The organism is Capnocytophaga ochracea DSM 7271 (genome assembly GCF_000023285.1).
Lineage (GTDB): Bacteria > Bacteroidota > Bacteroidia > Flavobacteriales > Flavobacteriaceae > Capnocytophaga > Capnocytophaga ochracea.
Genome location: NC_013162.1, coordinates 2,417,441 through 2,439,828, shown reverse-complemented (window position 1 = coordinate 2,439,828; position 22,388 = coordinate 2,417,441). Strand labels below are relative to the sequence as shown.

Annotated in this window: 15 protein-coding genes; 4 read left to right on the top strand and 11 right to left on the bottom strand. The window is 38.9% G+C overall.

Going from position 1 to position 22,388, the window contains the following annotated elements; translation table 11 throughout:
- Positions 1-12 precede the first annotated feature (12 nt).
- Positions 13-360: a DUF2853 family protein gene (locus tag COCH_RS10305; protein ID WP_009419954.1), complete on the top strand. Its 348-nt coding sequence runs from the start codon at positions 13-15 to the stop codon at positions 358-360.
- A 102-nt stretch (positions 361-462) separates the two neighbouring features.
- Here the strand turns inward: COCH_RS10305 and priA are convergent, their stop codons facing one another.
- From priA to porW, 7 genes are all read right to left on the bottom strand, one after another.
- Complete coding sequence (priA, locus tag COCH_RS10300) at positions 463-2,916, bottom strand: replication restart helicase PriA (protein ID WP_015783018.1); 2,454 nt, start codon at positions 2,914-2,916, stop codon at positions 463-465.
- Entirely contained in the window at positions 2,916-3,827 is a 912-nt protein-coding gene (locus COCH_RS10295; RefSeq protein WP_015783017.1) for a YihY/virulence factor BrkB family protein, read from the bottom strand. Before COCH_RS10295 ends, priA begins: the two co-directional genes overlap by 1 nt.
- A 218-nt stretch (positions 3,828-4,045) precedes the next feature.
- The gene (ung, locus tag COCH_RS10290; RefSeq protein WP_015783016.1) at positions 4,046-4,711 is read right to left on the bottom strand and encodes a uracil-DNA glycosylase; all 666 of its coding nucleotides are present in this window, start codon (positions 4,709-4,711) and stop codon (positions 4,046-4,048) included.
- A 3-nt stretch (positions 4,712-4,714) separates the two neighbouring features.
- The gene (locus tag COCH_RS10285) at positions 4,715-5,476 is read right to left on the bottom strand and encodes a DUF6261 family protein (RefSeq protein WP_015783015.1); all 762 of its coding nucleotides are present in this window, start codon (positions 5,474-5,476) and stop codon (positions 4,715-4,717) included.
- A gap of 440 nt (positions 5,477-5,916) precedes the next feature.
- Positions 5,917-8,088, bottom strand: a complete 2,172-nt coding sequence (locus tag COCH_RS10275; RefSeq protein WP_015783014.1) for an endonuclease MutS2 — start codon at positions 8,086-8,088, stop codon at positions 5,917-5,919.
- Positions 8,089-8,685 (bottom strand): lipoprotein signal peptidase, encoded by a 597-nt coding sequence (locus COCH_RS10270; protein ID WP_009411097.1) that lies wholly within the window; start codon positions 8,683-8,685, stop codon positions 8,089-8,091. It abuts the gene before it with no gap.
- A gap of 84 nt (positions 8,686-8,769) precedes the next feature.
- On the bottom strand, positions 8,770-11,280 hold the full coding sequence (gene porW / locus COCH_RS10265) for a type IX secretion system periplasmic lipoprotein PorW/SprE (RefSeq protein ID WP_015783013.1): 2,511 nt from the start codon (positions 11,278-11,280) through the stop codon (positions 8,770-8,772).
- A gap of 397 nt (positions 11,281-11,677) precedes the next feature.
- Between porW and COCH_RS10260 the strand changes: the two genes are divergently transcribed.
- A complete protein-coding gene (locus COCH_RS10260) occupies positions 11,678-13,801 on the top strand; it encodes a Tex family protein (protein WP_015783012.1) in 2,124 nt (707 codons plus the stop codon).
- Between the two features lie 162 nt (positions 13,802-13,963).
- Here the strand turns inward: COCH_RS10260 and gltX are convergent, their stop codons facing one another.
- The 4 genes from gltX to gyrA form a co-directional block, all read right to left on the bottom strand.
- Positions 13,964-15,466 (bottom strand): glutamate--tRNA ligase, encoded by a 1,503-nt coding sequence (gltX, locus tag COCH_RS10255; protein WP_015783011.1) that lies wholly within the window; start codon positions 15,464-15,466, stop codon positions 13,964-13,966.
- 6 nt (positions 15,467-15,472) lie between these two features.
- Complete coding sequence (locus COCH_RS10250) at positions 15,473-16,135, bottom strand: hypothetical protein (RefSeq protein WP_009419941.1); 663 nt, start codon at positions 16,133-16,135, stop codon at positions 15,473-15,475.
- 49 nt (positions 16,136-16,184) lie between these two features.
- Positions 16,185-16,544: a YraN family protein gene (locus COCH_RS10245; RefSeq protein ID WP_002672262.1), complete on the bottom strand. Its 360-nt coding sequence runs from the start codon at positions 16,542-16,544 to the stop codon at positions 16,185-16,187.
- A 437-nt stretch (positions 16,545-16,981) separates the two neighbouring features.
- Positions 16,982-19,507 carry a DNA gyrase subunit A gene (gyrA, locus tag COCH_RS10240; RefSeq protein ID WP_015783010.1) on the bottom strand — a complete coding sequence of 842 codons (2,526 nt, stop codon included), beginning with the start codon at positions 19,505-19,507 and terminating at the stop codon, positions 16,982-16,984.
- Positions 19,508-19,862: 355 nt separating this feature from the next.
- On the opposite strand from gyrA, the gene COCH_RS10235 reads away from it, so the two are divergent.
- Together COCH_RS10235 and cysS are read left to right on the top strand one after the other, a co-directional pair.
- A complete protein-coding gene (locus COCH_RS10235; RefSeq protein ID WP_015783009.1) occupies positions 19,863-20,807 on the top strand; it encodes a glycosyltransferase family 2 protein in 945 nt (314 codons plus the stop codon).
- A 33-nt stretch (positions 20,808-20,840) separates the two neighbouring features.
- On the top strand, positions 20,841-22,319 hold the full coding sequence (gene cysS / locus COCH_RS10230; protein ID WP_015783008.1) for a cysteine--tRNA ligase: 1,479 nt from the start codon (positions 20,841-20,843) through the stop codon (positions 22,317-22,319).
- Positions 22,320-22,388 lie beyond the last annotated feature (69 nt).

The window sequence follows — 22,388 nt, the reverse complement described above, 5'->3', positions numbered from 1 at the left end:
ATATAAAAAATTATGAGCAAACGTGATGAATTAATTGCTGTGTACACCCAAGATTTGAAAGAAAAATGTGGTGAAAAGAACCCAGATGTAGCGTTCTTAACAAAAGTAACTGTGGGCTTAGGTCCTTCTATCTACAACGCCGATGCTTCTAAAGTATCAGGCTCTGACCAAGCAGAGTTAGACCGTGTAAAACAAAACTTCCTAATCAAAAAATTAGGTTTGAAAGACGGGCCTGAGTTAGACAAAGCTATTGAAGCTGTGTTAGAAAAATACGGTAAATCAAACAGAAATAAACACCGTGCAGTTGTTTATTATTTGTTGGCTAAACACTTCAAAAAAGAAAGCGTTTACAACAAATAGAAAGATTTTAAAAAAGAACAAGAGGCTATCCAATTCAGATAGCCTCTTATTTTTTATGTAGATATTTTTAGAAAGAACATTCATATCTCAAATAAATAGTAATTATTCCACCAAATAACTTACCCGAATAGCACGAAAGTTGCTGATAGCTTGAAAACTAGTTTCAATACGCCTGATATGCTCTTTAGTGTGACGTAAAGACACTTCTGAGGGGTGTACTTTCACCAAGACATCTTTCAGATATTCATTTCTGATACGCGAAATAGGAGGGAATTCAGGACCTAAGACGTCTATCCCTCTTTGAGAAGCAAAAACTTCACGAAGTGTATTAGCAAACCACTCAGCACTTTCATTTACTTGGTTAAAATTACTGTGTTTGAGAGTTATTTTTATCATTTGTACAAAAGGAGGATATAAAAAGGATTGGCGTTCCTCTATCTGACTTTGATACATTCCTCTGAAATCATTTTGTAATACTTGCTGAATTACGGGGTACTGTGGGTTATAGGTTTGTATAAATACTTTTCCTTGTTGGGCACTTCTTCCCGCACGCCCTGATACTTGCAATAATAGTTGAAAACTCCTTTCGTAAGCTCGGTAGTCAGGAGAATGAATGAGAGCATCGGCATTCATTACGCCTACTAGACCTATGTTTTCAAAATCTAATCCCTTCGTGATCATTTGAGTACCTACTAATATTTGCGTTTCTTGTTGCTCGAACTTCGATAATATTTTTTCATATCCATATTTACCATTGGTAGTATCCTGATCCATTCTGTCTATGGCTATGTTCGGGAAAAGCACTTCTAATTCTTTACTAATTTGCTCTGTTCCGAAGCCTTTTGTTCTTAAATCAACACTTCCACAAGCTATACAGGCTTTGGGCATAGGAATTGCATAACCGCAATAATGGCATCGCAACTGATTACTGCTTTGATGAAAAGTGAGACTTACATCGCAATGCGGACATTGGGGCACCGTGCCACATTGCATACACTGCACGATAGGAGCATAACCTCTTCTGTTTTGAAAGAGAAGCACCTGTCTCCCTTGCGATAAAGTATTCGTAATTTCCTTTATCAGAACGTCGGAAAAATGCCCGTTCATACGTTTGCGATGGTGCTTATCCTTAATATCGATAAGCTCGATAATAGGAGGAAGGAAATCTGCGTAGCGTTTTGATAAGTATACAAATCCGTACTTTTCAGTCTTCACGTTGTGCATACTCTCCAACGAGGGCGTTGCCGAACCCAGCAAAGTTTTAGCTTTGAAAATGTTTGCCAACATAATAGCAGTATCCCGTGCTTGCATTCGAGGGGCTGGCTCAAACTGTCGGTAAGAATTATCGTGCTCCTCATCAATGATTACAAGCCCTAATTGCCTGAAAGGCAAGTAAACTGATGAGCGAACACCTACAATCAATTGCGCTTTGGGACTATTATTTAGTACATTATTCCAAACTTCTATCCGTTCGTTTGTACTATATTTAGAATGATATACTGAGAGGCTCTTGCCAAAGTGATTCTTGAATCGGTTGATAAGATGAACCGTCAAGCCGATTTCAGGAAGAAGATAGAGTACTTGTTTTCCTGCCTTTAAATATTGGTTGATAAGTTCAATGTAAATTTCAGTCTTCCCAGAGGCGGTAACCCCTTGTAAAAGAACTGTGTTTTTAGTCTGAAACTGTTTCTGAATTTGATGGAGAGCTTCTTCTTGTACCTCATTGAGTACCTTTTTTGTCGAAACATCACTATCAGCAAAGCTAACACGGTCTTTCTGTAAGTAATATTCTTCAAAAATGCCTTTTTCTATTACTGATTTTAGTACTGTTGTCGATACACTGGCTTCTTCTAATAATTTTTCTGCTTTTAAAGGCAGTACTTCTCTGTTGATATAATTAAAATAAGCCATTATCAGCTTCTTTTGCTTTTCCGACCGCTTCAAAAGTTCTAAGGCTTTTTGCAAGCCTTCTTCGGTTTGATATTCAGAAGATAAACGAATGTATTTGATGAGTTTTGGTACATATTTCTCAAATATTCTTTCGGAAATGCGAGCAGCTCCTTTCTCTACCAAGCTCTTCATCACTTTCAGTGCCTTGTTTTTGGGGATTATCTTGCTCACCTCACTACCTTTGAGGGCTGTTTTGTAATGTAAGGCTTCGTATACCTGCCACTCGTCATCGGTAAAGAGTGTTGAATTTAATTCTTTTTCTGCAATTTCAATTATTGTTTCACTTTCTAATAAAAAAGCCGATGGCAAGGCTGATTTTAGTACTTCCCCTAAAGTGCACATATAGAAATCGGCTATCCATTGCCAATGTTCTATTTGCTGGGGAGTAATAATAGGCGTTTCATCTAAGATATATTCAATGTCTTTAGTGTCATAAGAAGGCTCAACCGTATGTATATGATGTACTATAGCCGTGTATACTTTCGATTTACCGAATGGAACAGCCACGCGCATTCCCATTTGTAGGAAATGTGCTTCGTCTTCATTAATACGATAGGTAAAAAGTTTAGAAAGTGGAAGCGGCAAGATTACATCTACGAAATACATCAGTCGTGTTTTTTAAGTTTCAGAAGCGAAGCATTTAGTTCAAACCCCAATAACAATATGTTGGCATTTAACCATATATAAAGCAGAAAGATAAGTAATGCTCCGATAGACCCATACAGCTGGTTGTAGCGAGAAAAATTCTCAATATAAATACCGAACAAATAGGTTGTCACACCGAACAATAACACTGTAAAGAGCGAACCTGCTGAAAAGAACTTACTTTCCCTGCCTTCAACTGTGCCGAAGTAAAACAGCAGTCCTGTACCGAAGTAGGTAATCAGTGCGACAAAAACTATTTTCGATATTTTAAGTAGCGTTTCGTAATCGGTAATAAAATTGATTTTATCGAGGTAAGGCACTAAGTATACTTCGTAATAAATGAATACAATCACAGCAAATAGAACAAGAAGCGCCAAAATAATTGCTACCATTAGGGCGTAGAGATATTGCTTGATATAGGTGCGTGTGATTTGCCGATGGTACGAATACTCAAAACCTCCAAAAATTGCCATAATACCATTGGTCATTAAAAAAATAGAGAGAAAAAACACCGAAGACAATAAGCCGCCACGTTTTTTATCGGCGATATCGAAAAAAATATCCGAAAAGAAATCGTGCGTACCTGGGGGAAGCATATCTTCAATAAAAGCCCAAAAGTCTCCCTGGAAATTTTCGATAGGAATATAAGGGATTAAGTTTAAAATGAACAGCAAAAAAGGAAAGATTGCCAAGAAAAAACTATACGAGATAGCGCTCGCCCGATAGGTAAGTGCACCTCTAATAATCCCTGCGGTATACAGTTCGAGCAAATCATATAATGAAAAAGCATTCTTAGCTAAAGGAATACTTTTCAAAAAGTTTATGAATTGCTTGATAATGGGAAGGTTATGTATTCTCTCTTTTAATGTCATCAGTAGTTAGTTTTTTTGGGAAAGCATATTGTTTTTAGTTGATTTTCTTTCTTTTAGTCGCTCTTTTATCGCCCCGATAAACCAATAAGGAATAACCATACATAAAAGGCAGAATAGCCAAAAACCAATTAGGAAAATGACTACAAAAAGGAGAAAACCCAAATATTGTTCAATGCTGAATGATAGATAATAAACGCTCATAACTTTTTCTATCTTAATTACCAGTTTATGGCTTCCTTCCCTACGGATGTAAGATAGGCATTAGCTTTGCTGAAATGCTTGTTGCCAAACCAATAGCCTTTGTTTGCACTCAAAGGAGAGGGGTGCCCTGAGGTAAGAATACAATGTTTTGTCGGGTCGATAAGGCTTGTTTTCTTTTTGGCATAACCACCCCACAACATAAACACTATATTGTTACAATGTGCTGAAACTGCTTTAATAACAGCGTCAGTAAAAGTTTCCCACCCTTTATTTTGGTGGCTACCAGCTTCGTTGGCTCTTACGGTGAGAGTGGCGTTCAGCAGCAAAACTCCTTGCGATGCCCAGCGCTCCAAATTGCCACTGATAGGGTAGGAGGTGCCTAAATCCTGCCCTATTTCCCTAAAAATATTGATAAGTGAAGGTGGGTGAGCAATGCCATCGTGTACTGAAAAGCACAAACCGTTTGCCTGCCCTTCGCCGTGATAGGGGTCTTGCCCGATGATAACTACTTTCACCCTGTCCAGCGGACAATGGTCGAAAGCCGAAAATATTTGCTTTCCTTTGGGATAACAGATATTTTCGGCATATTCTTTCTTTACAAAATCGGTGAGCTGACTGAAATACGGCTTATTAAATTCTTCTTGTAATACCGACTTCCAGCTGGGGTGTATGTTCACTTCCATAGTTTATGGGGTAACATTTGTATTTTCTTTATTTTTGGCAGAGGAAGCATTCGGCTTTCTACGTGCTATCACATCGGCGTAATACTTCCTGCTGTTATTGATGACCTCCAACGTCTTTTTGTAGAACTCATCTTGTTTCACTTCCGATAGAGTTACAATGTAATTTACCATATTGCGGTAATCATCTGAGAGCTCTTTGCGTAGCGGACGTATATGATAGGCTTCTTTTTGCAAGGTTTGGAACGACCTGTGCGAAAAAAGTTCATCAAACGTTTTATTAGATTTTTCCAACTCACTTACAAACTCCTTAATTTGCAAGGTTTTTACTGCATTTACATAAGGTTCAGCTTTGAGCTGAGTAATGAGGGTTGTAAGGTTGCTGGTTTCTTCCTCATACGTTTCTTTTGAAACATCTTTATAAGGGTCTATAAGCCTTTTTAGCGTTTCAAAAGCCTTTTTCTTATCGTCCGTCTTTGCATATTTATAGGGGCGAATACTCAAACGCAAGGCACGCATATCGGTATCTCTTGCGTGGTCAAGCTCGGCGAGTTTTTTGGTCTCTTCACTAGAACGGATTCTTTCCAATCCCTTTTCATAAGAAGGAATTTTGTTTTTTAACTTTTCAAAGAGCACTTTAAAATCGGCATCTGTTTCCAATTTTAAATCAGTCTTGCCGAAATCTTCAAAAAATCGCACTAAAAATTGTTTAAACTCGGCATTATGCAAGCGAGCAAGGTCTAAATTGATTAACTTCTCCTTTTTCATAAGTAGAATATATTTTTTGAGGTTGTTAAATAATTAGTATTATAAATTAGGGATTATCCTAATAACGATAATCCTCGTTTTTATGCGACAAAATTACGAATTCCTTTTTTTATATCCAAAATTATTTTCAAAGTTTTTTATTGATATATGAAAAATCAATATTAGCATATGGTGTTTGTATTATAATTATAATAATTTACGCAGAAAAGACCTCCCCCGTTCCCCCTCCGAAGGGGGAAAATTCGCAAAAGTATACTTTTTTGAAACTTTACAAAGTTAAACTACTCAAAAAGTGGCTCGCTATTGATTTTATAAAGTTCGGCAACACAAAAAGTGACTTTCTATCCACTTTAAAAAGATAAAGAACTTAAAAAGTGATTGTTTTTTGAACAATCACTTTTTTGAAATATTAATAAGGTGTCTTTTCGGTAAGTTGAACTTTATCGGATTTTCTGTACGAGCTCCAATTCGTCCAAAGAAACAGAGGTAGTAAACGCCCCGTAATTTACTATGGCTTTGCCTTTTTCAATCTTATCGATACTTCCCACGCTTCGGCTGTCTTTAATGCGCACACGGTCGCCTACTGAAAGGACGCGTTGTAGCTTTTCCTTTTCGGCGCGTTCTTGGGCAATACGCTCTTTCTTCTCTTCTTTGCGTTGCTGGCGGATAGCTTCCATTTGCTTATGAACTTCTTCGGTAGTAGTTTTTTTCTCCTCTTTTTGCTTGGTGCGTTCCTCTTTGCTTATTTGTTTGCGCTTAGCATTTTCCATTTCAATGAGTTTGAGAAATTCGGATACCAAAGGGCGACGCTTACCATCGTAGAAATAACGTTCGGCTATCTGGTCTACCTTACTACCTAAGGTAATCATACGTTGGCTTTGGTCATAGAGTTCTTGATAATTTATGAGCTTGCTTTTTACTTTATCATTAAGTTCCTCCAAACGTTTGGCTTCTTCGCGGGCTTTGGTTTCCTCATCTTTCAGGGTTTCGGCAGTTTTTTCCATTTTGGAGCGCTCTTTCTGCAATTTGGCGATAGTGGCATCAAAACGCACTTTTCCTTTCTCTATTTTTTTCTTAGCCCGATTGATAAGGCTAAACGGAATGCCGTTTTTCTGCGCCACTTCAAAAGTGAAAGAACTTCCCGCTTCGCCTATTATTAGCTTATAGATGGGCTCTAAGGTTTTATCGTTGAAAAGCATATTGGCATTGCTCGCGTGGGGCAATTCATCTGCCAGCATTTTTAAATTGGTGTAATGGGTGGTAATCACCCCAAAAGCCTTTCGGTGGTAGAACTCTTCTAAGAATATTTCAGCCAAAGCACCTCCTAATTCGGGGTCGCTACCTGTCCCGAACTCATCTATCAAAAACAAGGTGCGGTGGTTGCATTTTTTGAGGAAGTAATTCATATTTTTGAGTCGGTAGCTGTATGTGCTAAGGTGGTTTTCAATAGATTGGTTATCGCCGATATCGGTAAGAATGCGTTCAAACAAACACATTTTAGAACGATGATGCACCGGAACGAGCATTCCACTTTGTAACATTAATTGCAATAAGCCAATGGTTTTAAGCGTAATACTCTTTCCGCCCGCATTAGGTCCCGAGATGACGATAATACGATTTTCATCATTCAGTTCTATGGTTTGAGGAAAGGTAGTAACACCTTTTTTGGCATTGTTTAGATACAGCAAAGGGTGATATGCTTCACGGAGGAATAGTTCGCGCTCCTGAGTGATTTCTGGCAAAAGTGCGTTCATTTGGTGAGCGTACTTGGCTTTGGCGCAAATAATATCAACGGCTGTGATGTATCGCTGATAGTCTTTCAGCAGGTCGGCAAACTGACTGATGAAGGCGGTAAGTTCTCTTAATATACGCTGGATTTCCTCTTTTTCGTCATAAAGCAGATTGGAGAGTTCGCGAGAGTAGATTTCGGTTTGTCGCGGTTCTATATACACTATGCTACCCGTTTTTGAGCTCCCCCATACGGTGCCTTGTACTTTTCGGCGGTACATTGCTTTCACTGCCAATACGCGGCGGTTTTCTACTACGGTCTCGCGGATATCATCGAGATAGTCGACAGTGTTATACTCGGCGAGAGCACGGTTGAAACTTTCGTTGAGTTTTCCTTTCAAGGCGCTCAGCTCGCGACGTATATCGCCAAGCGTAGGAGAGGCTTCGTTTTTTATCTCGCCGTACTTGTCCAACACTTTATCGATAGCGTTCAGCAGTTCGGTAGTATACTCGATACTATCAGCCGTTTCGAAAAGGGTAGGGTATAGCGTTTTGAACTTCTTAAAGAAGAGAATTTGAGTGTTTACAATCTCGCTGATACGATGAATCTTCCTAATGCTCGACACTTCTAACAAGGCGTTTTCAATAGATAGAAGTTTAATTTCAGAAGTGATAGATTCGCAATAGTGTGAAGGGATTGTGTTGTTATTATCAAAAGACGATAGGTATTCATTGGTTTGATTCAGTGCCAATAACAGCGTCTCCTGATTGTCGAAAGGCTTGATACGTAAGGCGTATTTCTTGCCGAGTTCAGTAAGGCAAAGGTCAGACAAATGAGAGAGTACAATGGGGAACTCTAAGTCTTCAAGTGTTTTTGTATTCATTTAGTTTTTAGGAAATATCTTTTTGTGATATAAAATCATCAGCCCCACTGCTATACATATTGCAGAGTCAGCCACATTGAACACGGGCTCGAAGAAACGAAAGCGTTCGCCTCCCCAAATGGGTACCCAGCTGGGAAGCGTGGTATCGATAATAGGGAAGTAGAACATATCCACCACTTTGCCGTGCAAGAGGGTTCCGTAAGGATTTTCGGCAAATAGGGTAGCAATGTTACCATAACTATGGTCGAAAATTATGCCGTAAAACACCGAATCGATGATATTGCCCAGTGCTCCTGCCAATATCAAAGAAATGCAAATGATAAGTATCTTAGGTTGTTGCTTTCTCACTGCCGATACCAGCCAATAACCGATACCTATTACCGCTACAATGCGAAAGAGGGTAAGAATGAGTTTGCCGTATTCGCCGGGGATTTTAGTACCCCAAGCTGCACCTTCGTTTTCTACAAAATAGATTTGAAACCAACTGAAAACGGTTACGGCTTCGTTGAGGATAAAGTGTGTTTTGATGTATATTTTGCTCCATTGGTCGATGATAAGTACCAACAGAATAATAAGGAATGCGTGTTTTAATTTCATATTGTTTTTTTGCTAAATGAGGCGCAAAGATACTAAAATAAAGGTGAATGACAAACCATAAAGCAACAAATACTATAAGCTGACTTAGTTTTCATTCTTTTCTTTCTCCAAGAATTTTTCTTTGTCTTTGCGAATTTGTACCAATCGGTAGTTTTCAGTGGCTATAACAAAAGCAGATAGTTTGTTTTTCTCCAAGAACTCTTTCAAATCAGTAACAATGCTCTGAGCTGAATAAGCATCGCGGATATTATGAACTACCAACCAAGTTTCATCGGCATTATAGAGGTCTTCTGAAAGAGTGAGAACTTCAGAAATTGCCTTTAATTTCTGGGTAAGTTGTTCTTTTATAGTTGTACGTGTCTCGGAAACCGTACCTGTAATGACTACTTTCCATTTCGTAGCCTTATCGTCAGTAACAAAATCTTCGGTTTCTACATCTTTAAGCTCATCTAATAGATTTTTAGCCTCTTCACTTTCAGCAGTGGCAGGATAGTTAGTCGCTATCTGTTGTAACTGCGCTTGGTAAGGAGCAAGCCCCTCTAAACGTGCCGTTGTTTTGGCTTGCAACAGTGCGATAGCAGGTGCTACTGAAGTTTCACGATACTGCGCCCCTTCTGTTTGCAACTGGTGAGCCGTCTCGATAATTTCACCGCGATTGTATCGAGCCATAAGGGTATCAACAAAAACTTGTGCCTGTTTATTGCGCTCTTGTTGTGAGGTTTCGTTTCCTTGCAATAGTTTTGCATAATCGGTATTAGGATAGTTAGCGAGTAGTCGCCCTTTGATGGTTTCAGCTTTGGGGTTATGAGTATCAGTGTAATTCTTTTGGAGCTCATAAAGTGTAACTACTTCTAATTCGGGAGAAGGATTGTTGGCAAGAACACGTTCTAAACGTTGTATAGCCAATTCATTTTCACTGAATTTAGAGCGATAGAGCACGCCCAACTGGTACAAGGCTTTATTTCTATCGATGTTAAGTTGAGCGATTTCGGCTTCGGTCTTAGGAAGTTGAGAAAGATAAGTATCGGGAGTTTCTACTTCTTTTTCAGCTATTTGTTGTGTAGTAGCTGAGACAGTGAGGTTCGCCACATTGGCATTCCCCATACTCGACCAACGCCAGTTATCCTCCAATTTGCGGTCTCCCCAATATTGTTGAAACTGTTGTTTCCCATAAGCTACACTCATCGGATTGTAGAAATAGAACTTGCCACCCTTTTCAGTAGTAGCATCGGGCATCGTTACCCCCATACCTGTGTTGGCAACCTTTTTATTGTGTTGCTTTTGTGTGCGAAGAGCAATTGCTTTCTGTACAGAATCGATATGTTTTTGGTAATACGCACGACGTTCTGTCTCTGGCAAGCGCATAACTTTTAAAACGCTATCATTTTTCTTAACAACGTATTCTAACTCAGCAATCTTAGACAAGTTATCTCTTTTTCTGCGAATAAAAAGATGTTCAAAGGTATGTTCAGGGATATAAGTAAGAGTACTATCCAAATGCTGGTAAGCTCCTGTGTAGTCTTTTTGGTCAAAAAATAATTCAGAGAGACGTGTATGAGCTTTTGCTTTTAACGGATTGTTATTCTTATTGTTGGAAAGAGAACTACGATAAAAATCGGTAGCCAAACGCTTATCATCATCTTTTAAAAGTTCGCCGTGAGTGTAGTAAAGCACATCGAGATAGTTTTTGTGCTCATAACGGCGTTCAAGCTTGGTAAGGTAAGCTAAAAAATTAGCCTTTTCTTCAGGGGTAAATGTTTTGTTGCGAGCCTTTCCTGCTTGGGCTTCTACCCATAGCTTACGCGGAATCTTCCAGTTTTGCTTCACAACCTTTTCAAAAGCTACTTCGGCGGAGTCTTTTTGATGCTGTTTTTCATAAAGCTGAGCTGCAATAAAGTAATATCTACCGCGTAAAGCCTTATTACGAGTGTATTTACCAGCATTGTAAAGCGCATCGGCAGCCTCAGGATATTGTTCTTGGTTAATATAAGCCTGTCCTAAGGTAGCATAGGCTTCAGCTTTATCATTTTTGCGTAATTTAGGATTCTCTTTTAAAAATTCAGTGAGTTTTTCTATGGCAATTTTATCTTTACCTAAACGGAGATTAGCTTTTTGTGCCCAAACCGCTGCCTCAGGAATACGCTCGCTCGTTCCGTAGTTCGTAAGCAGGTGATTAAAAGCCTCTAAGGCAGGAAAGAAACGCTCATCGTAATAACGAGCTTGACCGAGTAACATATAAGCGTCGTCAATTTTATAGTTGCGTTGTACTCCTTTAAAAACCATAGAGTGTTTCTGAATGGTTTTAATAGCTTTTTCTTCAGCACGTTGAAAATCAGCATTACCTGTACCATCTAATTGCACTTTTCCTGTCATACCAATAGGCTCTACGGGTAGAATTTCACTAAAATTATCTTGATATTTTTCGCGTAGTTCATTAAGACCTTTGGCATATGCTTCCTCCCCATTGAACAGTACATTATACTTGGTAACAATAGGCTGCATCTGACGGTTATAATAGGTATTAGCATTAGGTGTACAAGCTAAATATAGCAAAAAAACAACTAAAAAACTACTGTATAGTAAAACTCTTTTCATACTTTTTCATAAGTGCTGTTACAGAGTGCGAAAGTACTACTTTTTTTTAAAAGAGCGAAATATTATTTTAAAAAAATAAGTTTTCTCTACCAAAGCACCGTTTTATATACAGTTTAGATATATTTTTACTCTTGTTATCCTTCGTTCTTTGTTCGTCTTTTGTTCGTCCTTTCTTCGTCTTTTGTTCGTCTTTTGTTTATCTGCCCGTGTGGCTCGCACCGTCTTTTGTTCGTTAATTGTTTATCTGCCTGTCGTGCTACGACCTCGCACTGTCATTGATTTAGTATTATTGGCATTATTGGCATTGTGGTATTAAAAGACATTTGCTAATCTGCTAATTCTTCAATATCTTTGCACCTTCAATTTAAAAACACTGTTAAATCGATAACACATTAGTATGACAAACATTCAATATATAAAAGCCCAAACACAACTACCTGAAAAAGCTATTGAAAACACACTTTCACTATTAACCGAAGGCTGCACTATCCCCTTCATTGCACGCTATCGAAAAGATAGCACTCAGAATTTAGATGAAGCAGCCATTGAGCATATTGCCAAATCCCAAGCTGATTACGACAATATCTGTAAGCGCAAAGAAACAATTCTCTCTTCTATTGAAGAACAAGGAAAGCTTACAGACGATTTGCGTAAACGTATTGAGAACTCTTTTGAGCTCAATGAATTAGAAGACCTATACTTACCTTATAAAAAACGGCGTAAAACAAAAGCCGATGTAGCCAAAGAAAACGGCTTAGAACCTCTTGCAAAACAGATAATGAGTCAGCGTGTAACCGATTTGGAACTATTAGCAGGACGTTACCTTTCCGACAAAGTACCTACTGAAGAAGATGCTTTACAAGGGGCTTCGGATATTATAGCTGAATGGATTAATGAGAATACGTTTATACGTCGCACTCTTCGCCGAATATTCCAGCGCAAAGCAATCATCAGTAGCGAAGTAGCCAAAGGTAAAAACGAAGAGGAAGAAGCTCAGAAATACGCTCAGTATTTCGATTGGGAAGAAGCCCTTAACAAAGCGCCCTCTCACCGTGTATTAGCAATGTTGCGTGCTGAAAAAGAAGGATTTGTAAAACTAAAAGTACAAGTAGATAGTGAAGAAACCTTACCCTTTATGGAAGAAAACATCATAAAGAGTAGGGGAGAAGTAGCCGATTTCTTGAAGAAAACGGTAAAAGACAGCTACAAACGCTTATTAGAGCCTTCTATTTCCAACGAAACACTACAAGAGGCAAAAGATAAAGCCGATGCGAAAGCTATCAGTGTGTTTGCCGAGAACCTCTCACAGTTGTTATTAGCGTCTCCTTTGGGTGAAAAGCGCATTTTGGCTATTGATCCAGGATATCGTACAGGTTGTAAGGTAGTGTGTTTAGATGAAAAAGGCGACCTTTTGCATCACGATGTTATCTATCCTCACGCTCCCCAGAATGATATGACTATGGCTACCAAAAAGCTCAGCACAATGGTCTCTCAATACAATATCCAAGCCATTAGTATAGGCAATGGTACTGCTTCTCGTGAAACAGAGTCGTTTGTAAGAAGTATTGCTTTCCCTAAAAAGGTAGAAGTATTTGTCGTGAGTGAAGCAGGAGCATCAGTCTATTCAGCTTCTAAAATAGCTCGCGACGAGTTCCCCGATTACGATGTAACTGTACGTGGTGCAGTATCCATAGGTAGGCGTCTTGCTGACCCATTAGCTGAATTAGTGAAGATAGACCCTAAGAGCATAGGAGTAGGTCAATACCAACACGATGTAAACCAGTCGTTATTGAAAGAGGAGCTCGATGCAACCGTAGTGCGTTGCGTGAACAAAGTAGGGGTAAACCTCAACACAGCAAGCAAATCACTACTCAGTTATGTATCAGGGATAGGAGAGAAGATGGCTGAAAACATAGTAGCTTACCGCTCGGCTAATGGTGCTTTTAGTAAGCGAGAAGACTTAAAAAAGGTACCTCGTTTGGGGGATAAAGTATACCAGCAGGCAGTAGCTTTCTTGCGTGTACATAATAGTGAGAACCCGCTCGACAATTCAGCAGTACACCCCGAAGCCTATCCTATCATCAAACAAATGGCAAAGCACACGGGTATCTCAGTTGCACAACTTATAGGTAATAAGCAAGCTATTGCCACTATTGATATTCAAAAGTACAAAACAGATAAGGTGGGTGAACTTTATTTGAAGGACGTATTAAAGGAATTAGAAAAACCAGGGCTCGACCCTCGTACTACTGCTAAAGCCTTTGCCTTCGACCCTAATGTAAAAACCTTCGATGATGTGCGTGTAGGAATGATATTACCTGGTATAGTAAACAATATTACTGCCTTTGGTTGCTTTGTGGATATAGGTGTTAAAGAAAGTGGATTGGTACACATCTCTCAACTGAAAGAAGGTTATGTCTCTGATGTAAATGAAGTAGTTAAACTCCACCAACAAGTGCAAGTAAAAGTTATAGAGAAAGACGAAGTGCGTAAACGCATTTCACTAAGTATGGTGTGGTAATGATTAACGATGGAAACACTTACAATTTGCAGTAGATACAAACGCTATAAAGTACCTCATCAAACACGGTTCGTATTATCAGAATAAAATAAGCCTGTATGAAAACTTTTCATACAGGCTTATTTTATATTTAGTGAGAGTTGCTATTCTGCTCTATATATGTTACTTTTCTGCTGAAAGAAGTGCGTCTAAACGGCGTAGTGTTTCCTCTTTGCCAATCACTTCTATAATATCGAATACGTGAGGTCCTTTGAGTTCACCTACTAAGGCTAAACGCAACGGAGGCATCACTTGTCCAAAGCCTAAGCTTTTAGTTTCCATATATTGTTTTACTGCTTCTTCTAAAACTACTGAGGTAAAATTAGATGTGTTTTTAAGTACCTCACTTACTTCTTTTACGATTTCAGGAGTTTGCTCTTTCCATTGTTTTTTGAGTGCCTTTTCGTCGTACTGAGCAGGAGCTTCAAAAAAGAATTTGCTAAGTTCCCAAAAATCACTCACAAAGGTAGCACGCTCTTTGATGAGACCAACTACTTTCTCTATCGTAGCCATCGGAACTGTAACGCCTCTTTGGGTAAGGTCTTTTTGGAAAAGGGTAGCTAATTCTGCATTAGGCTTCATTTGTAGGTATTGGTGGTTGAACCACTTTATCTTTTCAGGGTCAAAGCGAGCCCCTGCCTTATGTACTTTTTCCAAATCGAAGAGTCGCACGAGTTGCTCGATAGTGAAGATTTCTTCATCGGTACCAGGATTCCAACCCAAGAGTGCTAAAAAGTTGATAAGTGCTTCGGGGAAATACCCTTCTCCACTAAAACCTTTGAGGGTTTCGCCATTCTCTGTCCAATCCATTGGGAAGACAGGGAAGCCTAATTTGATACCGTCACGCTTGCTGAGCTTACCATTACCCACCGGTTTGAGGATAAGAGGTAAGTGTGCAAAAGCAGGAGCTTGCCAACCAAAAGCGCGATAGAGCAATAGGTGCAATGCCATAGAAGGCAACCACTCTTCACCGCGTATCACGTGAGTGATTTCCATTAAGTGATCGTCTACGATATTTGCCAAGTGGTAAGTAGGCATTCCGTCGCTTTTGAAGAGCACTTTATCGTCTAAGGTACTCGTATCAATAGTTACTTCACCACGAATCATATCGTTCATTTTTAGCTGTTCGTTATGTGGCATTTTAAAGCGAATCACATACTCATCACCACGCTCTAAGCGTTGTTGTACTTCTTCTTTGCTAAGTGAAAGTGAGTTTTGCAATGCATCACGTGTAGCCCAATTGTATATAAAGGTCTCTCCTTTGGCTTCTGCTTCCTTGCGAGCTGTATCTAATGCCTCAGCAGTATCAAAAGCGTAGTATGCCCAACCGTTATTGATAAGGGTATCGGCATATTGTTTGTATAACGGTTTGCGCTCACTTTGGCGATAAGGGGCGTGTTTGCCTTCTTTGCCTACTCCCTCGTCGTAAGTAAGACCTAACCAATTGAGAGAATTTATGATGTACTGTTCTGCGCCTTCAACATAGCGATTTTGGTCGGTATCTTCTATGCGAAGTAAAAAATCACCGCCGTGCTTTTTGGCGAACAAATAATTAAATAGGGCGGTACGTACGCCTCCGATATGCAATGCTCCCGTAGGACTGGGAGCAAATCTAACTCTAACCATTTATTTTTATAATAATTTTAAATCTTTAATTACTTTGAAAGCGATATCGATTTGGTTTTCGGGGATTACGATAGTAAATTCGTTGGCGGTAGAAATCACCTCGTTCATATTCACTCCCTCCCAAGCCAAACGTTGGAATATAAAATAATAAATGCCCGATACTGAGACGTTTTCTTCGGGAAGTTTTACACTGATAGCTCCTAAATCGGTGAATTTGTGCAAAATGCGTTCCTTCTTAAAGATATTCTCAACAATAGACTCCATTGAGTTACTGACAATAATATTTGCTTCATTTACCCCACGAGTAGTAGCGTAGAAGATATCTCTATTATTTTTGATTTTATTGAGTAGCTGAGCCTGAGCATTCATAAAGGTTTCAGAGGTTAAGAAAGTATAGTCGGTTAAATTTGAACGAACAATAATATCGCCTATATTCTTCAATACTTTTACAATACGATGAGTAGAGCGAAACTCCATATCTACTGAAAGGCGTTTGAGAGCCATAACAATAGCCCCATTGCGCACTTCACGCTGAGTAGTTTCAGCTTGTATATCCTTACGTATGATACGAGCCAAAGAAGTAAGGTTAATAATCCCTTCTGAAAGAGCGGTTTGTAAGAAAGGTTTTGATTTGATATAGTGCTCGACGGCTGATGCTATTGTTTTCATTTGTATTGGATATTATAAATTTATTAAAAGTAATTGGGGGCATAAATCATTAAAAAGGATAAAAAGCGTCTTCTATGTAGTTTAAGCTAAATTCTGCATTGTTTTTTACGATGGATATAATATCGAATTGTATTTCTACATCTAAGTCTTTTTTCTTTATATAAAAATCGGTAGCTTTCACTAATAGTTCTATCTTTTGCTGATTTACAAAGCTCTCGGGTTCACCATAAGCACTTGAGCTACGTGTTTTTACTTCTGTGATATGCAAAATATTACCTTTTTGCGAAATGATATCAATCTCGGCGTGCCCAAACCTAAAATTGCGTTCTAAAATAGTATGACCTTTTTCAATTAGGAAGTTTACGGCATCTTGTTCTCCTTCATTTCCTAAATCGTTGTGCATTGCCATAATAAGCGTTGGTTTTATAATTTAACGCCAAAAGTACAAAATTTAATATATGTAACAAAAAAATATTAGTTTTTTTTCATTTCTATAAGTTGAGAGGGACTAAGCTATTTGATATCACAATACTAATTATAGGTAAAAAGGTAAAAGGTAAAAGATAAAAAGTAAAAGGTAAAACAGTACGAAGTCGTAGCACGACAGGCAGATAAACAAAGAACGAACAAAGAACGAACAAAGAACGAACAAAGAACGAACAAAGAACGAACAAAGAACGAACAAAGAACGAACAAAAGACGGTGCGAGCCACACGGGCAGATAAAGAAAAGACGAACGGTGGTTAAAGGAATAGCGAAGGTAAGGTGGATAGATTAGGGTAGAAAAAAGCCCGTAATACGCAGTATTACGGGCTTTTTTTATTTAATTAATTATGAACACAAATTTTATTCCTGAGTATCTAAAGGTTCATTATCATTAGTAGGAGCTTCTTCAGTGCTCTCATCGTCATCTTCTTTCATTACCTTAGTAACGGCGGCAATAGAGTCTTTACCTTTGATATTGATGAGTTTTACGCCTTGAGTAGCACGTCCTAAAATACGAAGGGTATCGATTGATAAACGAATAGCAATACCTGATTTATTGATAATCATCAAATCTTCACCTTCTAATACGCTTTTAATGGCTACTAACTGACCTGTTTTCTCGGTAATAGAAATGGTTTTTACCCCTTTACCACCACGGTTAGTAATACGATATACGGCTTCGTGTGTTTCGGGGTCATCAATATAGGAACGTTTACCATAGCCGTTTTCTGATACTACCAATACAGTCTCTTCGCGTGGGTTTTCAATAGCAATCATACCTACTACCTCATCATTTTCAGTATCTAAGTCGATACCACGAACCCCTTGCGAATTACGCCCTACGGCACGCACTTTGTCTTCGGCAAAACGAATCGCACGACCTGATTTCACGGCTAACATCAACTGGCTACTGCCTGAGGTAAGTTTTGCTTCGATAAGTTCGTCACCTTCTTTAATAGTGATGGCATTGATGCCATTCTGGCGTGGACGAGAGTATTCTTTGAGAAGCGTTTTCTTAACAATACCCTTTTTAGTAGCCATAATGAGGTAATTGTTGCTGATGTAGTCTTCATCTTTGAGGTTTTGTACACTCACGAAAGCCTTAATCTTATCATCGGATTCGATATTGATAAGGTTTTGTATAGCACGACCTTTGGCAGTTTTGCTACCTTCTGGTATTTCGTATACACGCATCCAGAAACACTTACCTTTTTGAGTAAAGAATAATAAATATTGGTGATTAGAACTTACAAAGAGGTGTTCTAAGAAATCTTGGTCGCGTGTGGTAGAGGCTTTTTGTCCTACACCGCCACGGCTTTGGGTCTTATATTCACTAAGCTGAGTGCGTTTGATATAGCCTGCGTGTGAAATGGTAATTACCATTTTATCATCAGGAATCATATCTTCTACACTGAATTCGCCCCCTGCGTATTCAATGGTAGAACGACGCTCATCGCCATACTTCTCTTTTATTTCTAGTAGTTCTTCCTTAATAATTTCGGTACGACGTTCTTTGCGAGCTAAGATATCTTCTAAATCGCGTATTTCAGCCAGCTTTTCTTCGTATTCTTCTTTTGTTTGTTGGATAAGAACCTTATTGATACGACGTAGTGCTAACGCCAAGATAGCTTCGGCTTGTACATCGGTAAGGTCGAATTCGGCAATTAAATCTTCTTTAGGTTTATCGTGGAAACGGATAATCTCAATAGCTTTACCCATAGTATCCTCGGTTGCCATCACCTTCATATACCCTTCTAAAATATGAATACGCTCTTTGGCTTTGCGAAGTTCATAGTCGGTACGCCTATACACTACGTCATAACGGTGTTCTACGAAGTGAAAGATAAGGTCTTTAAGGTTTAACAACTGAGGGCGCCCTTTTACTAAGGCGATGTTATTAACACTAAATGAGGTTTGTAGCTCGGTATGCTTAAAGAGATTGTTGAGCACTACATTAGGCACGGCGTCGCGTTTGAGAATATAAACGATACGTATTTTACCACGAGCTGATTCATCGCGTACATCGGTGATACCCTCTAACCTACCTTCTTTTACGAGGTCAGATGTTTTTTTCAAAAGCACAGATGTATCGACTTGATAAGGGACTTCGGTTACTACAATACAATCTTTGCCTTTTATTTCTTGAAACTCAGCTTTGGCACGAATGATTACTCGTCCGCGTCCTGTTTTGAAGGCTTCTTTTACGCCTTCATAGCCATAGATAATACCTCCCGTAGGAAAATCAGGAGCTTTAATATATTTAATGAGTTCATCGATTTCAATATCGTTATTGTCGATATAAGCAATAGTTCCATCGATAACTTCATTAAGGTTATGAGGAGCCATATTAGTAGCCATACCTACTGCGATACCTGCTGAACCGTTCACCAATAGGTTAGGGATGCGTGTAGGGAGTACGATAGGCTCTTCGCGAGAGTCGTCATAAGTAAGTTGGTGGTCAACTGTCTCCTTGTCGATATCTGAGAGCATTTCTTCGGAGAATTTACGCATACGGGCTTCGGTATAACGCATTGCGGCAGGGGGGTCACCACCCATTGAACCGAAGTTACCTTGTCCGTCTACAAGCATATAGCGTAAACTCCAATATTGTGCCATACGCACCATAGTATCGTAAACAGCTGTATCGCCGTGAGGGTGGTATTTACCAAGAACCTCACCCACAATGGCAGCTGACTTTTTATAAGGGCGATTGCTGAGCACTCCCATATCGTACATACCGTAAAGTACACGGCGGTGTACAGGTTTTAAACCATCACGAACATCGGGCAATGCACGTGAAACGATTACCGACATCGAATAATCGATATAGGCAGATTTCATTTCATCGCTGATGTCTACAGGAATCAGTTTTTCTCCTTCTGTCATAATATATTAATAGGTATCTGTTATATAAATTAGCGTGCTAAGATACAACCTTTTTTTATATTGGCAATAAAAAAATGTTTGTTTTTTCATCATTAAACTGTAAGTGTTTGATAGTAAGTGTAAAAATAACTTATAAAAAATTAATAGAAAAGAAGAAAAATAGTGCTATAGATTAAGTAAAAGAGCCTCTGATAGGTGAAAATGCGGTGTTATTATCTATAAAATTGTATTTTAAAGTGATTAACCTTATATCATTCATATAAATAAGTTATATGATGATAAAAATGAATTTATTTGCTACATTTATTGGTATTCATTATTAATTTATTACTTTTGCACTTCAAATTGTTATAAGATGCAAATATCAATCGTCATACCGCTTCTCAACGAACAAGAATCGCTACCTGAACTTTATCAGTGGCTACACAAAGTACTCACTGAACACCGTTATTCTTATGAAATTATCTTTGTAGACGATGGTAGTACTGATAATTCTTGGCAGGTAATCAAAGATTTATCGGGTAAAGATACTAATGTACAGGGTATTCGTTTTTTGCGCAATTACGGCAAATCACAAGCACTGCACGCAGGATTCAAACAAGCACAAGGTGAAGTGGTGATTACTATGGACGCCGACCTGCAAGACAGTCCGGATGAGATTCCTGCTCTTTATAATATGATTACCCAAGAGGGGTATGACCTTGTATCGGGTTGGAAGAAAAAACGTTATGATTCGGTATTGGCAAAAAATCTGCCTTCTAAACTCTTCAACTGGGCAGCGCGCAAAACCTCAGGTCTTACTCTTCACGATTTCAACTGCGGACTCAAAGCTTACAAACAAGAGGTTGTAAAGAATGTTGAAGTATCAGGTGAGATGCATCGCTATATTCCTGTATTGGCAAAGAACGCTGGTTTCAACCGCATTACCGAGAAAGTTGTACAACATCAAGCCCGCAAATACGGTGTGACCAAATTTGGTATGAATAGGTTTATCAATGGTTTTTTAGACCTTATCACCATTAGTTTTCTATCCCATTTCGGTAAACGCCCGATGCACTTCTTTGGAGCATTGGGAGTACTGATGTTCTTTATAGGTTTTTTGTTTTCGGCTTACCTTGGTATTGATAAATTATTTATCAATCCACACGGTCGCCTTATTGCTGATAGACCTCAGTTTTATCTTGCCCTTACCACTATGATCATTGGTACACAACTATTTATTGCAGGTTTTTTGGGAGAAATCATTTTAAAGACTAAAAGTAACGAAGAGAGATACAAAATTAGGGAATTAACAAATTAGTAAATTAGCAAATTAGTAGATAATATAACAGTAATGGAACATCAATTAAAAATATTTAATTCCTTAACAGGAGAAAAAGAAGTGTTTGTACCCTTACACGAAAACAATGTAGGAATGTACGTATGTGGCCCTACTGTATACAGCAATGTGCATTTAGGCAATGTGCGCACCTTTATGTCGTTTGATTTTGTGTATCGTACGCTTAAATTCTTAGGTTACAAAGTGCGCTATGTACGCAATATCACCGATGCAGGTCACCTTACAGATGATGGTGATGTGAACAACGACCGCTTTGTAAAACAATCACGTCTCGAAAAACTCGAACCTATGGAAATTGTACAGAAATACACTGTAGATTTCCACAAAGTATTAGAGATATTTAATTTACTACCTCCTACTATTGAGCCTACCGCTACAGGGCATATATTGGAGCAAATACAGCTTACCGAAAAACTCTTAAAAGACGGATTTGCTTATGAAAGCAATGGTTCTGTGTACTTCGATGTACTTGAATACAACAAACGCGGACTCAATTATGGGGAGCTCTCTCGACGCAATATAGAAGAGCTCTTTGCCAATACTCGTGATTTAGATGGGCAAGGCGAAAAACGCAATCCTCAGGACTTTGCGCTCTGGAAGAAAGCCTCTCCTGCCCACATTATGCGTTGGGCATCACCTTGGGGCGACGGCTTCCCAGGTTGGCACTTAGAATGTACGGTGATGAGTACCAAATACCTCGGTAACCAATTTGATATTCACGGAGGCGGTATGGACTTAAAGTTCCCGCACCACGAATGCGAAATTGCACAAGGTAAAGCAGGTCACGGCGAAAGTCCCGTACGCTACTGGATGCACGCCAATATGCTCACAATGAATGGGCAACGTATGAGTAAATCTACTGGTAACTATATATTACCTATGGAACTCATCAGCGGAGAGAATACTTTTTTTGAGAAACCTTTTGCTCCTGCTGTTATTCGCTTTTGCTTTATGCAAGCACACTACCGTAGTGTACTTGACATTTCTAACGAAGCAATGCTCGCTGCTGAAAAAGGCTTTAATAGACTTATGGAAGCGATAAAGATATTGAATGAACTTACTACTGATACAGAGCTCCCAACTTCGCTCCCTATAGCCGAATGGAAACAAAAATGCTATGATGCACTGTTAGACGATTTCAATTCACCTATACTCATAGCCCATCTCTTTGAAGCTGTAAAGTGGATATTTCAAGTAAAAAACGATGAAGAGAGAATTTCGGTAACAGAGCTCAAGGAGTTGAAAGAACTGATGAATGCTTTTGTTTTTGATGTATTGGGGTTACAAAGTGAGCAACAAACGGTTAATAACAATGACAAACTCGACGGCGTGCTCCAGTTGCTTATTAATATGCGAATGGAAGCTCGTGCCAATAAAGACTGGGTGCTTTCTGATAAAATTCGTGATGAACTCCTTGCATTGGGTATTCAGCTCAAAGACGGTAAGGAGGGAACGAGTTATAGTATAAATTAAAAACAACTGTTGCGGTTGAAACAAAGAGCTCAGTAGTACTTAATTCAGAGAATGTAGAAATTCGTCTTT

What these genes read in the sequence shown, in the direction of transcription:
- COCH_RS10305 (WP_009419954.1), top strand. Translation starts at nt 13, where the DNA reads ATGAGCAAACGTGATGAATTAATTGCTGTGTACACCCAAGATTTGAAA.
- priA (WP_015783018.1), bottom strand. Translation starts at nt 2,916, where the DNA reads ATGTATTTCGTAGATGTAATCTTGCCGCTTCCACTTTCTAAACTTTTT.
- COCH_RS10295 (WP_015783017.1), bottom strand. Translation starts at nt 3,827, where the DNA reads ATGACATTAAAAGAGAGAATACATAACCTTCCCATTATCAAGCAATTC.
- ung (WP_015783016.1), bottom strand. Translation starts at nt 4,711, where the DNA reads ATGGAAGTGAACATACACCCCAGCTGGAAGTCGGTATTACAAGAAGAA.
- COCH_RS10285 (WP_015783015.1), bottom strand. Translation starts at nt 5,476, where the DNA reads ATGAAAAAGGAGAAGTTAATCAATTTAGACCTTGCTCGCTTGCATAAT.
- COCH_RS10275 (WP_015783014.1), bottom strand. Translation starts at nt 8,088, where the DNA reads ATGAATACAAAAACACTTGAAGACTTAGAGTTCCCCATTGTACTCTCT.
- COCH_RS10270 (WP_009411097.1), bottom strand. Translation starts at nt 8,685, where the DNA reads ATGAAATTAAAACACGCATTCCTTATTATTCTGTTGGTACTTATCATC.
- porW (WP_015783013.1), bottom strand. Translation starts at nt 11,280, where the DNA reads ATGAAAAGAGTTTTACTATACAGTAGTTTTTTAGTTGTTTTTTTGCTA.
- COCH_RS10260 (WP_015783012.1), top strand. Translation starts at nt 11,678, where the DNA reads ATGACAAACATTCAATATATAAAAGCCCAAACACAACTACCTGAAAAA.
- gltX (WP_015783011.1), bottom strand. Translation starts at nt 15,466, where the DNA reads ATGGTTAGAGTTAGATTTGCTCCCAGTCCTACGGGAGCATTGCATATC.
- COCH_RS10250 (WP_009419941.1), bottom strand. Translation starts at nt 16,135, where the DNA reads ATGAAAACAATAGCATCAGCCGTCGAGCACTATATCAAATCAAAACCT.
- COCH_RS10245 (WP_002672262.1), bottom strand. Translation starts at nt 16,544, where the DNA reads ATGGCAATGCACAACGATTTAGGAAATGAAGGAGAACAAGATGCCGTA.
- gyrA (WP_015783010.1), bottom strand. Translation starts at nt 19,507, where the DNA reads ATGACAGAAGGAGAAAAACTGATTCCTGTAGACATCAGCGATGAAATG.
- COCH_RS10235 (WP_015783009.1), top strand. Translation starts at nt 19,863, where the DNA reads ATGCAAATATCAATCGTCATACCGCTTCTCAACGAACAAGAATCGCTA.
- cysS (WP_015783008.1), top strand. Translation starts at nt 20,841, where the DNA reads ATGGAACATCAATTAAAAATATTTAATTCCTTAACAGGAGAAAAAGAA.